Here is a 13,816-nt window from a genome sequence, read left to right on the forward strand (position 1 = left end):
CGGGGTGAATGATAACACCTGTTTATTGTCAGTGAATACCCAGGGGTGAAAAATGTGATCCCGGTTGGTATCGGGCTGAGGAGAGGGAATCATTCCGGGCCGCTCTTGATTTTGCTGTCGACCTGAGGCTGTGGTTTGCTGAAAAGATATCCCTGCACAAGCTCGCAACCCAGAGCCTGAAGCCGCTCAAGCTGCTCTTCGGTCTCAACGCCCTCAGCTATGACGCCCATATTAAGGCTTTTAGCCATACCGGTAATCAGCTTCACAATATTAAGCGCATCTTCCTGCGTAGATATCGGATTGACAAAAGATTTATCGATCTTGATTTTATCAAAATTCAGTTCGCTGAGTCTGGAGAGCGACGAATAGCCCGTGCCAAAATCATCAATGGAGATTCTTACGCCCAGTGCGCGGAGTTTTTTCAGAATCGCAATGGGGTTATTTCTGTCACTGAAGAGGGAGGACTCCGTGACCTCTAACTCAAGACGGTTAGCCGGGAGCCCGGTTTCAGCCAGAACGGACTGCACCGTATTAATAAATGATTTGCTGCCCAATTGAACAGGCGAGACGTTGACGGAGATCCTGGCCGGAACAGTCCAGGAGACCGCTTCCCTACAGGCCAGTTTAAGTACGGTTTTACCTATCTCGTTGATCATGCCTGTTTTTTCAGCGGCGAAAATAAAGCTATCCGGGGCAAGCATTCCCTTTACAGGATGCATCCAGCGAATAAGCGCTTCATAGCCGTAAATTTCCTTGCTGACGGAATTCACAATAGGCTGGTAATAAACAACAAATTCATCATTCTCTATTGCTCTTGCCATATCATTTTCAAGGGTTCTGCTTTCCTGCAACTTCTGTAGCATTCGCTGGCGGAATACTTTGATTTGCTGAGAACCTTCTTTCTTGGCTTCATAGAGCGCCAGATCGGCAAATTTATAAAGGTAATCTGAACGTCGTTCGTTATCCGATAAAACAATACCTACACAGGTGGCTATTTTTATGAGTTGATTATTGATTGTATAGGGCTTGCTGATGCTATCACTGATTTCTCGCGCGCGTGAGACGGCTGCGGTTTCGGTTAAGCCACTGGAGAGAAACGCAAATTCGTCGCCGCCCAAACGATAAAATGTCTCTGAAAAGCGGCCCAAAGCATTAAGGCGCGTGGATACCTCACGTAACAGTAAATCCCCGGTATCATGACCGTAGGTATCATTCACCTCTTTGAACCGGTCTAAATCGAATAACATCACCGTGACCGAAATATGTTTTTTCTCAGCCTGTAGATTAAGTTTATTGAGATCATCCCAAAAGAAAAGACGGTTTTTCATGCCGGTAAGGGAGTCATGATAAACATCGTATTCCAGTTTTGTATTCTGGATTTGCAGGGTTTCTTTGGATAGCTGAAGTTCTTCAGCCAGCGTTTTCACCTGCATATGGGCTTTCAGGATATTTTTATTTTGATAGATAATCAAAAAGCCCAGTATGAAGCTTAAAATAACCAGCAACAGAGAAAGTGCCGAGTAAATATAATACAGAACCTGTATTTTAAGGTTGGTTTCATTGATTGTATTAACATCTTTTGTTAAAGCCGTGGATGAAAGCTGGCTTAGCGGGGCATCCAGTGAATGCATATTTTTCAGATAGAGCTTTAACTCTGAACGGCTCATTTTCTCAAGATGACCATCCAGATAGTTCAGTATATTTTCCAGGCGTAAGGCGAGCGCCTGATGCGCTTTTTCGCTGTTTATATAACGACCCAGGCCGCCCTCTTTCAATAAATCATTCTGGCTCAGCATGATTTCCAGGCGCATGCGAACCTGGTCTACCGTAACGTCATCAGTCTCGGTTGCGTACAGTCCAATCCATGATTCAAATCGGTAATATTCAGATACCAGTTGGGCTACAGACCAGGACTCAGTGTAGTGAGTCAATTTTTGCAACTCTTGCTGACGATCGTAAACAAGAAATGCTATATATCCCGTAGTGATAAAAAGAGAAAAAATGATACCAACCAGTATCCTGTTCATTATGTTCTCCTGAACTACTATTCAATCTTCATTTTGCTGACCTGCCATGCCGATCGCGAGTAATAAATCTGATTATTGAGTTCAGGAAGACTGTCATAAGGGTAGACGATGAATGACGGACCTTTATCGCGGATGCGCATATATTCGCCATTGACCTTTAAAGCCAGGATGGCGTTGTATTTCTGGAAGTCGCTGAGAGGGATGACGGTAGTGTAATCATTGAGTGCAATCACATTCAGGACAGAACCCTTTGCACCCACATACTCCATGAGTTTGCGCATCGGGATACCCTCAAACTTCGTGCGGCCATTATACCAGGGAGAGGTCGTCTGGAAACTCACCATGCCCAGTTTTTCAAGGCTGGCAATATCAAAAACGGCATTTCCATTTTCGTTCGTATTTTCTATATTACCGCTAATGGTTAAGATGGGTTTGCCCACAGGCTTTGGCAGTTCGCCAGCCCAGCTTAAACTTTGTACCAAAAAGCAGCACAGCATTAGGATTATTCGCATATTGGCCTCCTCTTTTTAACAGAAGTATAAGAATTATAAGTTATTTATCCTATAAGTTTGTCTATTTTGTTGAACGCCACGCCTTTTTGCAAACGCTACTTGATTAAAATCATAAAAATCAAAATGATAGCTGTATTTTGCCCCGTGATTGCAGACCGCTGGCTGAAGCTTACGTTTTTTAAAACATAAAAACTTAGTGTAATAAACCACCCGAGTTTAAAAAATGATCGCTTTGATTTATTGATATATTTACGCACCCCCATTTTTTATCAATGGTGGCATCGTTAAGATGAATTTATTTGTACAAAGAATGATAACGCACCCTCAATGTGAGGGAATAAGAGAGTGCGCGTACCTCTGACGTCGTTGGCACTGAGTTTCGCTTAACCCGCCTCCAGCATACTGAAACTGACGATCCGCGAGCGCCCCAGCTCTTTCGCCCGGTAAAGCGCAACGTCTGCCGCGCGCAGCAGGTCGTCGCTTTGGGCGTGCTGCGGGTAACTGGCGATCCCGATCGACACATCTACCGGGCCAATCTCAGCAAGCCCATAACGTAGCGACAGCGTATGGACGCCGTTATAAATCTCCGTTGCGCAGGCGTGAGCCGCTTCCTCATCCGCACCCGTAAGTAGCACCAGAAACTCTTCGCCACCAAAGCGGAAGGCCAGGCCGGCATCGTGCACGGCACGCTGAACAATTGTCGCCACGCTCTTAATCACATGATCGCCAGCCTCATGGCCGAAGCGATCGTTAATGCTTTTGAAGTGATCGATGTCGATCATCATGCAGCTCACCGGTTCATCATTGCGCATCGCCTGAGCTATCTGAGTGCGCAGGGTATCTTCAAGGTGGTGGCGGTTACGCAAGCCGGTGAGCGGGTCGAATAGCGCTTTTTCCAGCAGGGCATCGCGCAGACGCTGGTTGGCCAGCGCCAGACCCAGGGCTTCCGCCATTAATTCGAGATAGGCGCGGGACGGTGCCGTTTCAGGCGTGATGTTCTGAAACGACAGCAAACCAATGGCTTCCCCCTGCGCAATGAGCGGCACGCAGAATGAACTGTCTTTTTGTGATTCAGGCAGATGCTGGCAACCGATATCCGGCTCGCCGTTGACCGGTGGGTGGCTCTGACCACGGCGTATGGCCCAGCATTGATCGGGGTGGAAAGCATTTTTTTCTCCCTGGGGAGATAACCATTCCGCCGCACAGCGCATCTCCCACGGGTTTCGATCCAGAATATACAGACGCCCGGCGACACCCGGCGCAATGTTGGGAGCAAACAGCTCTGCCACCTCAATCACGTCGCTAACGTTCTCGCAGCCCTGCAAGCGCTGGGTCATTCGCGCGAGCAGCTCGCGGATGGCCCAGTCTGCGTCGCGTTCTTTTTCAAGCCGCTGCCTTGCCAGCCCGTTCTCGCGGAAAATGCGAATGGCCTGCGCCATATCGCCTATCTCATCGACCTGGTTGAAATTTGGCGTTTCGACGGCGTAATCCTGTGAGGCCAGCCGGTGAACCACATCACTGAGGCGCACCACCGGGCGCAGCACGCGGTGCTTGAGAATAAAACCCATCACGAATAAGAAGAGCAGGGCGGTCAGGCCGACCATCATTTCAGAGGCGGTACGCAGGGTTTTTGACGTGTTGGTCGCTGCCTGGACATCGGCGATAATGCGCTTATCCAGAAGCACACGAAAATGGTCAATCTTGCTTTGGGCGCGTTCCATTTCAAGTTCGTAGATTTTGCCGAAGAGTAACGCAATGGCCTGTTGTTCCTCACCCCTGGCGACGCTGGCAATTGCTGCCTGCTGTTCATCCTGTAGGTCATCGACAATCTTCAGCCCTTCGTACAGCAGCGCCAGCTCTTCGCCCGTTGCGCCCGTATCTTTTAACTGGCCCAGCTTGCGCTCGATATTCTTCAGTTCGCCTTCTTTCGCCTGGTACGTTTTCAGCACATCGGGCTCTTTTTTGATGGCGTAAAGGCGCGCTAAGTCGGAGAGCATCCAGGTTTCTGCTTCAATCTCTTCCGTAAGCTGGTCAAAAATTTGTCGTTGCTTAACAGCCTGACGTTCTACGTTGTCGGCATGGGAAGCCATCAGCATGACGATACCGGAAGCAATGGTCAGGCACACCGTGACACCATAGGCCCAGTTTGTGATCGTGGCGATTCGCACCTGTTGGATCCTTCTACGACAAATGTGGAAGAGCGTTCATTAAAGATTATAGAAAACCCCTGATTTATCGCGAAAAAAAAGGCGGCACCGGGCCGCCTGTCAAAACGCGTTTAGTTAGAGATCCGGAGGATTTTTTCCTTCTTCGATAAAATCTGCGTCCAGCTCCTCGGCGTTGCCTGCGTGGTCGCGGCCGGAGAAGAGGTTCCAGCAGGCGATAAACAGGGCGGCAATCAGCGGCCCAATCACAAAGCCGTTAATGCCGTACAGCTCCATACCGCCGAGCGTGGTGATCAGTATCAGGTAGTCCGGCATTTTGGTGTCTTTGCCCACCAGCAGCGGACGTAAAAGGTTGTCCACCAGCCCGACGATAATGACAAAGAAGCCCACAATGAACAGACCCTGCCACAGCTGGTGAGTGGCAAACAGGAAGATGGCGGCGGGAACCCAGACGATAGCCGAGCCGACGGCGGGCACCAGGGAGAGGAACGCCATCAGCGCTCCCCACAGTACGCTACCGTCAATACCGACGATGGCAAAGGCGATACCGCCAAGCGTACCTTGAACCACCGCCACGACCGCCGTACCTTTTACCGTAGCTCGCGAGACGCCGACAAACTTCGCGAACAGGTGCTGTTTGACGAAGTCAGACAGCGGCAGCGAGTCGAGGATCTGGCGCACCAGATAGGGCCCGTCTTTGAGCAGGAAAAACAGCAGGTACAGCATAATGCCGAAGCTAATAGCAAAGCCGAACGTCCCTTTACCAATCAGGAACGCGCTACCCGCCAGATACTGTCCGCCCTGTAACGCGACATCGGAAAGCTTTTTCTGGATCTGCGCGGCGTTGGTCAGGTTGTGATCCGCCAGGAAGCCGCTGGCCCAGTCCGGCAGGCGGTTGAAGATACCGGCGATGACTTCCGGGAACTGCGTGTTGTTCTGTTGCAGCTTGGTGTAAACCATGTTCAGTTCCACCGCGAGCGAGGAAAGGATCACCATCAACGGAATAAACACGATCAGGCAGATAATGCCGAGTGTGAGGAGGGAAGCCAGCCCGTTGCGATCGCCCAGCGCGGTACGCAGCTTGTTTTTCACCGGGTTGAAAATGATGGTCAGGATCGCGGCCCACAGAATCGCCGAGAAATAGGGTGACAGCACGTCAAAGAAAGCCCAGGTTACAAGGGCCAGGATGAGAATAAAGAAACCTTTGGTCAGTCCGTTAAATCGCATAGTGAGTCCTGGTGAAGAAGAAACTGTGTCGACTATAGAACTGATTTAAGGATTTACCAATAATTGCGCCGAAGTCGTGCCGGGTGGCTTTTTGTTAACAATCGCGGTATAACACCCTTCTTTGGATGTTTAGATGTCCATACGTTTAGAAGGTAATATGCAAACAGAACAACAAAACGGGCAGCTTAAGCGCACCATGAAAACCCGCCACCTGATTATGCTCTCGCTGGGTGGCGTTATCGGCACAGGGTTATTCTTCAATACCGGATACATCATTTCGACAACTGGCGCGGCGGGCACGCTGCTGGCGTATCTTATCGGTGCGCTGGTGGTCTGGCTGGTTATGCAGTGTCTGGGCGAGCTCTCCGTGGCGATGCCGGAAACCGGGGCGTTCCACGTCTACGCCGCTCGTTATCTCGGCCCGGCGACAGGGTATACCGTGGCGTGGCTGTACTGGTTGACCTGGACGGTGGCGCTCGGATCGAGCTTTACCGCAGCCGGGTTCTGTATGCAGTACTGGTTCCCGCAGGTTCCCGTCTGGACGTGGTGCGTCGTCTTTTGCGTGGTGATTTTTGCTCTTAACGTGATTTCCACGCGTTTCTTCGCCGAAGGGGAATTCTGGTTCTCGCTGGTGAAAGTCATCACCATCATCGCCTTCATTATTCTCGGCGGAGCGGCGATCTTCGGTTTTATCCCGATGCAGGATGGTTCACCGGCGCCGGGCTTGAGCAACATTACTGCCGAAGGCTGGTTCCCGCACGGCGGTCTGCCGATCCTGATGACCATGGTGGCGGTCAACTTTGCCTTCTCAGGTACAGAGCTTATCGGCATCGCGGCAGGGGAAACGGAAAACCCACACAAGGTTATTCCGGTTGCTATTCGCACCACCATCGCCCGGCTCATCATCTTCTTTATTGGCACCGTGTTTGTGCTGGCGGCGCTGATCCCCATGCAGCAGGCTGGCGTGGAGAAAAGTCCGTTTGTGCTGGTGTTTGAAAAGGTCGGCATTCCGTATGCGGCGGATATCTTTAACTTCGTGATCCTGACGGCGATCCTCTCGGCGGCGAACTCGGGCCTGTACGCCTCTGGCCGTATGCTGTGGTCTCTGTCTAACGAGAAAACGCTGCCGCGCTGCTTTGCCCGCGTCAACAAAAACGGCGTGCCGCTGACGGCGCTCTCCGTTTCCATGCTGGGCGGCGTGCTGGCGCTGTTCTCCAGCGTGGTCGCGCCGGATACGGTGTTTGTGGCGCTGTCAGCCATTTCCGGTTTTGCGGTGGTGGCAGTGTGGATCAGCATCTGCGCGTCGCACTTTGTGTTTCGTCGCCGTCACGTGCAGTCCGGGCAACCGCTTTCGGCGTTGCAGTATCGCGCGCCATGGTATCCGCTGGTGCCCGTGCTTGGCTTTATCCTCTGCCTGGTGGCCTGCGTCGGCCTGTGGTTTGACCCCAGCCAGCGTATTGCCCTTTATTGCGGGCTTCCGTTTGTCGCCCTGTGTTATGGTGCGTACTATCTGACCCGAAACCTGACCACGCAGGAGCCTGAACATGTCGCAGAATAATCCGCTTACCGCCCTCCTTGAAAACCAGCCGTTTGTCGTGCTGGATGGGGCAATGGCAACGGAGCTGGAAGCGCGCGGTTGTAACCTTGCCGACAGCCTCTGGTCGGCTAAAGTGCTGATGGAAAACCCGGAGCTGATCCGTGACGTACACCTCGACTACTACCGCGCGGGGGCACAGGTGGCGATCACCGCCAGCTATCAGGCGACACCCGCGGGCTTTGCCGCTCGCGGGCTGGACGAGTCGCAATCCCGGGCGTTGATTGGCAAAAGCGTAGAGCTGGCACGCAAAGCGCGGGAAGCGTACCTGGCTGAGAACGCAAATGCAGGCACGCTGCTGGTGGCGGGATCTGTGGGCCCTTACGGCGCGTATCTGGCCGATGGTTCCGAGTATCGCGGCGATTACGTGCGTAGCGCTGAAGAATTCACCGCCTTCCACCGCCCGCGTGTAGAGGCGCTATTGGATGCGGGCGCGGATTTGCTGGCCTGTGAAACGCTGCCTTCGTTCACTGAGATTAAGGCGCTGGCGGCGTTGCTGACGGCGTATCCCCGCGCCCGGGCATGGTTCTCATTTACCCTGCGTGACAGCGAGCACCTGAGTGACGGAACGCCGCTGCGGGATGTCGTTTCTGCGCTGGAAAACTACCCGCAGGTTGTCGCACTGGGGATCAACTGTATCGCGCTGGAAAACACCACCTCGGCGCTGACGCATCTGCACAGCCTGACATCGCTGCCGCTGGTGGTCTATCCGAATTCCGGCGAGCATTATGATGCGGTGAGCAAAACCTGGCATCACCACGGTGAAGCGTGCGAGACGCTGGCGGGGTATTTACCGCAGTGGCTGGCGGCTGGCGCTAAATTAATCGGGGGATGTTGCCGGACCACGCCGAAAGATATTGCTGCGCTGACGGTTCAGCGCTGAGGTCTTTGCCGGGTGGCGGCTGCGCCTTACCCGGCGAAACAACCGCACAAAATTCACTATCCTTTCCCGCTTTTTTTCTAAAAACGAATCGTCATTAGCGATTCTTTTTTATTCCTTTATCAAAATTCTCGCGCCGGAAATACTGCTCTCATAACAACAAGGGAGCAGACATTATGGCAATTTCATCGCGGATCACACTTCTCGGCGCACTGGCGCTGTGGGCATTTCAGGCGCAGGCGGTGGACGTCACCGTCGCGTATCAGACTTCCGCTGAGCCGGCGAAAGTCGCGCAGGCGGATAACACCTTCGCCAAAGCGAGCGGGGCGAACGTCGACTGGCGCAAGTTCGACAGCGGCGCGGCGATTGTGCGGGCGTTAGCCTCGGGCGACGTGCAGATTGGCAACCTGGGCTCCAGCCCGCTGGCGGTGGCCGCCAGCCAGCAGGTGCCGATTGAAGTTTTCCTGCTGGCGTCGCAGCTCGGAAATTCCGAAGCGCTGGTGGTGAAGAAAAGCATCACGAAACCCGAAGATTTGATCGGCAAACGCATCGCGGTGCCGTTTATCTCCACCACGCATTACAGCCTGCTGGCAGCGCTGAAACACTGGGGCATTAAGCCCGGCCAGGTGCAGATCATCAACCTGCAACCTCCGGCCATTATTGCCGCCTGGCAGCGTGGCGACATCGACGGAGCATACGTCTGGGCGCCCGCCGTCAACGAACTGGAAAAAGAGGGCACCGTGCTGACCGACTCCGAAAAAGTGGGGCAGTGGGGCGCGCCAACCCTTGATGTCTGGGTGGTACGTAAGGACTTTGCCGAGAAACACCCTGAAGTGGTGAAAGCCTTCGCCAAAAGCGCCATCGACGCACAGCAGCCATACATCAGCAACCCGGATGAATGGCTGAAACAGCTCACCAACCTGGAGAAACTCTCACGTCTGAGCGGCGTGCCGGAAGCTGACGTGCCGGGGCTGGTAAAAGGCAACACCTATCTGACGCCTGCTCAGCAGGTCCAGCAGCTGAACGGGCCGGTAAGCAAAGCGATTGTTGACACTGCGACGTTCCTGAAAGAGCAGGGCAAAGTGCCTGCGGTGGCGGCGGATTACAGCCAGTTTGTGACCGATCGCTTTGTGAAATAAGGGGGCTGCAATGCTGAACATTACAAACCTGTCTGCCGATTACGGCGGCAAACCCGCCCTGGAAGCGATCAACCTGACGCTGGACAGCGGTGAACTGCTGGTGGTGCTGGGACCGTCCGGCTGCGGGAAAACGACGCTGCTGAACCTGATCGCCGGGTTTGTACCGTATCAGCACGGCTCGATCCAACTGGAAGGGAAACGGGTCACGGGGCCGGGCGCAGAGCGCGGCGTGGTTTTCCAGAACGAAGGGTTACTCCCGTGGCGAAACGTTCAGGAAAACGTTGCGTTTGGTCTGCAACTGGCCGGTGTAGCGCGTGAACAGCGCCTGAATACGGCGCGCGATATGCTGAAAAAGGTCGGGCTGGAGGGGGCTGAAAAACGCTTTATCTGGCAGCTTTCAGGCGGGCAGCGTCAGCGCGTCGGGATCGCCCGTGCGCTGGCGGCTAACCCACAGCTGCTGTTGCTGGACGAACCTTTCGGGGCGCTGGATGCCTTCACCCGCGAGCAGATGCAAACCCTGCTGCTGCGCCTGTGGCACGAAACCGGCAAGCAGGTGCTGTTAATCACCCACGATATCGAAGAGGCCGTGTTTATGGCGACGGAGCTGGTGCTGCTCTCACCGGGGCCGGGACGCGTGCTGGAGCGCCTGCCGCTCGAGTTTGCCCGGCGCTATGTGGCGGGAGAACCGGTACGCAGCATCAAATCCGATCCGCTGTTTATTGAACAGCGTGAATACGTCTTAAGCCGCGTGTTTGAGCAACGGGAGGCGTTCTCATGAGCATTGTTTTCAGTGAAAAAACGCGGCGGACGCGCCTTGCCTTACGCTGGCCGTTCTCTCGCCAGCTCACTTTAAGCGTCAGCACGCTGGTGGTGTTGCTGGCGGTATGGTGGGCGGTTGCCGCGCAGCAGTGGGTCAACCCGCTGTTTCTGCCCCCGCCAGGCCAGGTTCTGGAAAAACTGATTACTATCGCCGGGCCGCAGGGCTTTATGGATGCCACGCTCTGGCAGCATTTAGGCGCCAGTCTGACGCGTATTCTGGTGGCGCTGCTGGCGGCGGTCATTATTGGCGTTCCGGTGGGGATCGCGATGGGACTGAGCCCGACGGTACGCGGCATTCTCGACCCGCTGATAGAGCTTTACCGTCCCGTCCCGCCGCTGGCTTACTTGCCCCTGATGGTGATCTGGTTTGGCATCGGCGAGACGTCAAAGATCTTACTGATATACCTGGCGATTTTTGCGCCGGTCGCGATGTCGGCCTTGGCTGGCGTAAAGAGTGCGCAGCAGGTGCGCATACGTGCGGCGCAGTCGCTCGGCGCCAGCCGCGCGCAGGTCCTGCTGTTCGTCATTTTACCGGGCGCGCTGCCGGAGATATTGACCGGGCTGCGCATCGGCCTTGGGGTGGGCTGGTCTACGCTGGTGGCGGCAGAGCTGATAGCCGCCACGCGCGGCCTTGGGTTTATGGTGCAGTCGGCGGGAGAGTTCCTGGCGACTGATGTGGTACTGGCAGGGATCGCAGTGATCGCCGCGATCGCCTTTGGATTAGAACTGGGACTGCGCGCGCTACAGCGTCGCCTGACGCCCTGGCATGGAGAAATACAATGAGTGAACGTCTGACGATTATCCCGTTGGGGCCGTACATTGGCGCGCAAGTGTCGGGCCTGGACGTAACCCGTCCGCTGAGCGATAACCAGTTTGAGCAGCTGTACCACGCGGTGCTGCGTCATCAGGTGGTGTTCCTGCGTGAACAGGCCATTACCCCGCATCAGCAGCGCGCGCTGGCCCTGCGTTTTGGCGACCTGCATATCCACCCCGTCTATCCGCATGCGGAAGGGGTGGAGGAGATTATCGTCCTCGACACCCACAACGATAACCCGCCGGATAACGATAACTGGCATACCGATGTGACCTTTATCGACACACCGCCAGCCGGGGCGATTCTTGCGGCGAAGCTGTTGCCTGAGACGGGGGGCGATACGCTGTGGGCCAGCGGGATCGCAGCGTTTGAGGCGCTCTCCGCGCCGCTCCAGACCCTACTGAGCGGCCTGCGGGCGGAGCATGACTTCAAAAAATCATTCCAGGAATATAAGTACCGTAAAACGGAAGAGGAGCACCAGCGCTGGCTGGATGCGGTCGAAAAACATCCCCCGCTGCTGCACCCGGTGGTGCGTACGCATCCGGTGACCGGAAAGCAGGCGCTGTTTGTGAATGAAGGGTTTACCACGCGTATCGTGGACGTAGCGGAGAAAGAGAGCGAGGCGCTGCTCAGCTTCCTGTTTGCGCATATCACGAAACCCGAGTTTCAGGTGCGCTGGCGCTGGCAGGAGAACGATCTGGCGATCTGGGATAACCGCGTCACGCAGCATTACGCCAATGCGGATTATCTGCCGCAGCGAAGGATTATGCAGCGGGCGACGATTTTGGGGGATAAGCCGTTCTACCGTGCGGTTTGAGCCCCTCACCCTAACCCTCTCCCCAAAGGGGCGAGGGGACTGACCGGTGCGGTTTTCACCCTCTCCCTTTTAGGGAGAGGGCAGGGGGGAGGGTATTAAGTGCGCCTCTATATACCGCTGATAGCGGTTCGCCTTCAGATAACACAAATCCACCAGCACCAGCCCGTCGATACAGTTATTGAACGCCGGATCGCTGCCGAAATCGACAAACTGCACGCCGCCGGGTTCGCATAGCTCGGAATACTGTTTGTAGAGCGGCGGGATGCCGCAGCCCAGGTTGCCGAGCAGGGATTTGAGCTTTGTCAGGTCATCCACGTAATCCACCCCGCCAAATTGCGCCAGCACGTCTGGCAGGGATGCGGGATAGGGCTGGCGCGAGGCGGCTAGAGGATGCGTCGCCGGGAACCACAAGCGGTAAAAGGCGACCAGCAGATCCCGCGCGGCAGGCGGTAACCCCCCGGAGATGGAGACCGGGCCAAACAGGTAACGGTAATGAGGATAGCGTGCCAGATAGGCGCCAATACCTGACCACAGATAGTCCAGACCGCGACGCCCCCAGTAGCGCGGCTGTATAAAGCTACGCCCCAGCTCAATGCCGTGCTCCAGTATGTCCTGCATTTTTTCGTCGTAGTGGAACAGGCTGTAGCTGTACAACCCCTCGACGCCGCGCTTTTCCACCTGCATGGCCGTTGGCATAAAGCGGTACGCGCCGACAATCTCCAGGTCATCGTCATCCCACAAAATGAGGTGCAGATAGTCATCATCGTAGCTGTCCGTATCCCGCCGCTTCCCGCTGCCTTCCTCCACGGCACGAAAGGCAATCTCGCGCAGCCGCCCCAGCTCGCGCAGCAGAGGCGCCTCTTCCTGCCCGTTGCGCTGCCAAAGATAGATGGCCTTACCATCGCTCGTTTTTCCCAGACACTCGGCCTGCGCCAGTTCGCGCTTCAGCGTGGCCCTGTCTTCCGGGCGGGCAATGGCGCACTGGGTTTTAAAGACGCCAGGCAATCCCTTGCCAAGACGTATCACGTGCTGACGACACTGCTCGGCCATCTCACGCGATGAAAGGGTAGAACTAAACCGGTCATTCCAGGCAATCTGCTGGCCGATTTTGATCGGCAACTGACTGTGACGGCGGCGAAACATCTGTTGCATCAACAGCAGCATGGATACCGTTGGCGAGACCAGGGTACTGGCATAAAACAGCAGGCTGTTGTGCGCCTGGATATGTACCGGAAGTAGCGGCACCCGTAATTTGCCAGCCAGCTTGATAAAGCCCGGATGCCATTTTTTATCGCGTATGCCTTTGCGCGTTGGGCGGGAAACTTCGCCCGCCGGAAAGAAGATCAGCACACCGGCGTTTTGCAGGTGCTGCTCCATCTGTATCAGCGAAGCTTTTGCGGTTCTGCCGCCCATATTATCCACGGGAATAAACAATGAACTGAGGGGCTCAAGGTGGGACAGCATCCTGTTGGTAACAACCCTGACGTCGCGGCGCACGCGGGAAACGGCGTACAGCAACGCCAGCCCATCCAGCGTGCCAGTGGGGTGGTTCGCTATCACAATGAGTGGGCCGTGTTCGGGGATTTGTTCGAGATCGCGGGCGGAAACGGAGCAGTGAATATCAAGGTGTTCCAGAACCTGATCCACCATATCCAGCCCTTTCAGGTGACGGTGGCTGGCGGCAAACTGCTGAAATTCGTCTTCGTGAAGCAGTCTTTTTAACAGACTTTTTTGCCAGGGTGCGGGCCTCGCCTGAGGCCAAAGGTCATCAAGAACGCTGTCGAGACTAAACATTGATCACTCCTCCTGCCGTCTTGCCCAG

Annotated in this window: 11 protein-coding genes; 6 read left to right on the forward strand and 5 right to left on the reverse strand. The window is 55.1% G+C overall.

All coding sequences use genetic code 11. The features are described from left to right. Positions 1-89 precede the first annotated feature (89 nt). The 4 genes from L384_RS10845 to L384_RS10830 all read right to left on the reverse strand — a co-directional run bounded on the left by L384_RS10845 (position 90) and on the right by L384_RS10830 (position 5,931). Positions 90-2,027 carry a putative bifunctional diguanylate cyclase/phosphodiesterase gene (locus tag L384_RS10845; protein ID WP_023324208.1) on the reverse strand — a complete coding sequence of 646 codons (1,938 nt, stop codon included), beginning with the start codon at positions 2,025-2,027 and terminating at the stop codon, positions 90-92. A 17-nt stretch (positions 2,028-2,044) separates the two neighbouring features. Then, complete coding sequence (locus L384_RS10840; RefSeq protein WP_023324209.1) at positions 2,045-2,539, reverse strand: putative pterin-binding protein; 495 nt, start codon at positions 2,537-2,539, stop codon at positions 2,045-2,047. A 383-nt stretch (positions 2,540-2,922) separates the two neighbouring features. Continuing rightward, positions 2,923-4,707 carry a diguanylate cyclase gene (locus L384_RS10835; protein WP_023324210.1) on the reverse strand — a complete coding sequence of 595 codons (1,785 nt, stop codon included), beginning with the start codon at positions 4,705-4,707 and terminating at the stop codon, positions 2,923-2,925. A gap of 114 nt (positions 4,708-4,821) precedes the next feature. Then, positions 4,822-5,931, reverse strand: a complete 1,110-nt coding sequence (locus L384_RS10830; protein ID WP_003863175.1) for an AI-2E family transporter — start codon at positions 5,929-5,931, stop codon at positions 4,822-4,824. Positions 5,932-6,088: 157 nt separating this feature from the next. On the opposite strand from L384_RS10830, the gene mmuP reads away from it, so the two are divergent. The 6 genes from mmuP to tauD all read left to right on the forward strand — a co-directional run bounded on the left by mmuP (position 6,089) and on the right by tauD (position 11,994). Then, positions 6,089-7,489, forward strand: coding sequence for an S-methylmethionine permease (gene mmuP / locus L384_RS10825; RefSeq protein WP_017383140.1), 1,401 nt, complete (start codon positions 6,089-6,091; stop codon positions 7,487-7,489). Then, positions 7,476-8,408 carry a homocysteine S-methyltransferase gene (gene mmuM, locus L384_RS10820; protein ID WP_022650442.1) on the forward strand — a complete coding sequence of 311 codons (933 nt, stop codon included), beginning with the start codon at positions 7,476-7,478 and terminating at the stop codon, positions 8,406-8,408. The genes mmuP and mmuM overlap by 14 nt, the downstream gene beginning before the upstream one ends. Positions 8,409-8,581: 173 nt before the next feature. Beyond that, positions 8,582-9,544, forward strand: coding sequence for a taurine ABC transporter substrate-binding protein (gene tauA, locus L384_RS10815; RefSeq protein ID WP_023324211.1), 963 nt, complete (start codon positions 8,582-8,584; stop codon positions 9,542-9,544). Positions 9,545-9,554: 10 nt separating this feature from the next. After that, positions 9,555-10,322: a taurine ABC transporter ATP-binding subunit gene (tauB, locus tag L384_RS10810; RefSeq protein WP_003863171.1), complete on the forward strand. Its 768-nt coding sequence runs from the start codon at positions 9,555-9,557 to the stop codon at positions 10,320-10,322. Then, complete coding sequence (tauC, locus tag L384_RS10805) at positions 10,319-11,146, forward strand: taurine ABC transporter permease TauC (RefSeq protein WP_023324212.1); 828 nt, start codon at positions 10,319-10,321, stop codon at positions 11,144-11,146. The genes tauB and tauC overlap by 4 nt, the downstream gene beginning before the upstream one ends. After that, positions 11,143-11,994, forward strand: a complete 852-nt coding sequence (tauD, locus tag L384_RS10800) for a taurine dioxygenase (protein ID WP_022650444.1) — start codon at positions 11,143-11,145, stop codon at positions 11,992-11,994. The genes tauC and tauD overlap by 4 nt, the downstream gene beginning before the upstream one ends. A gap of 69 nt (positions 11,995-12,063) precedes the next feature. Here tauD and L384_RS10795 read toward each other — a convergent pair whose 3' ends face one another. Beyond that, positions 12,064-13,788, reverse strand: coding sequence for a bifunctional ornithine lipid synthase OlsF (locus L384_RS10795; protein ID WP_023324213.1), 1,725 nt, complete (start codon positions 13,786-13,788; stop codon positions 12,064-12,066). Positions 13,789-13,816 lie beyond the last annotated feature (28 nt).

It is taken from the genome of Enterobacter sp. MGH 38 (assembly GCF_000492855.1).
In the GTDB taxonomy this organism is placed as follows: Bacteria; Pseudomonadota; Gammaproteobacteria; order Enterobacterales; family Enterobacteriaceae; genus Enterobacter; species Enterobacter hormaechei_C.

Excerpts from the sequence above, each read along its gene's own strand:
- tauB (WP_003863171.1), top strand. The coding sequence starts at position 9,555 with ATGCTGAACATTACAAACCTGTCTGCCGATTACGGCGGCAAACCCGCC.
- L384_RS10845 (WP_023324208.1), bottom strand. The coding sequence starts at position 2,027 with ATGAACAGGATACTGGTTGGTATCATTTTTTCTCTTTTTATCACTACG.
- L384_RS10840 (WP_023324209.1), bottom strand. The coding sequence starts at position 2,539 with ATGCGAATAATCCTAATGCTGTGCTGCTTTTTGGTACAAAGTTTAAGC.
- mmuM (WP_022650442.1), top strand. The coding sequence starts at position 7,476 with ATGTCGCAGAATAATCCGCTTACCGCCCTCCTTGAAAACCAGCCGTTT.
- tauC (WP_023324212.1), top strand. The coding sequence starts at position 10,319 with ATGAGCATTGTTTTCAGTGAAAAAACGCGGCGGACGCGCCTTGCCTTA.
- mmuP (WP_017383140.1), top strand. The coding sequence starts at position 6,089 with ATGCAAACAGAACAACAAAACGGGCAGCTTAAGCGCACCATGAAAACC.
- tauA (WP_023324211.1), top strand. The coding sequence starts at position 8,582 with ATGGCAATTTCATCGCGGATCACACTTCTCGGCGCACTGGCGCTGTGG.
- tauD (WP_022650444.1), top strand. The coding sequence starts at position 11,143 with ATGAGTGAACGTCTGACGATTATCCCGTTGGGGCCGTACATTGGCGCG.
- L384_RS10795 (WP_023324213.1), bottom strand. The coding sequence starts at position 13,788 with ATGTTTAGTCTCGACAGCGTTCTTGATGACCTTTGGCCTCAGGCGAGG.
- L384_RS10830 (WP_003863175.1), bottom strand. The coding sequence starts at position 5,931 with ATGCGATTTAACGGACTGACCAAAGGTTTCTTTATTCTCATCCTGGCC.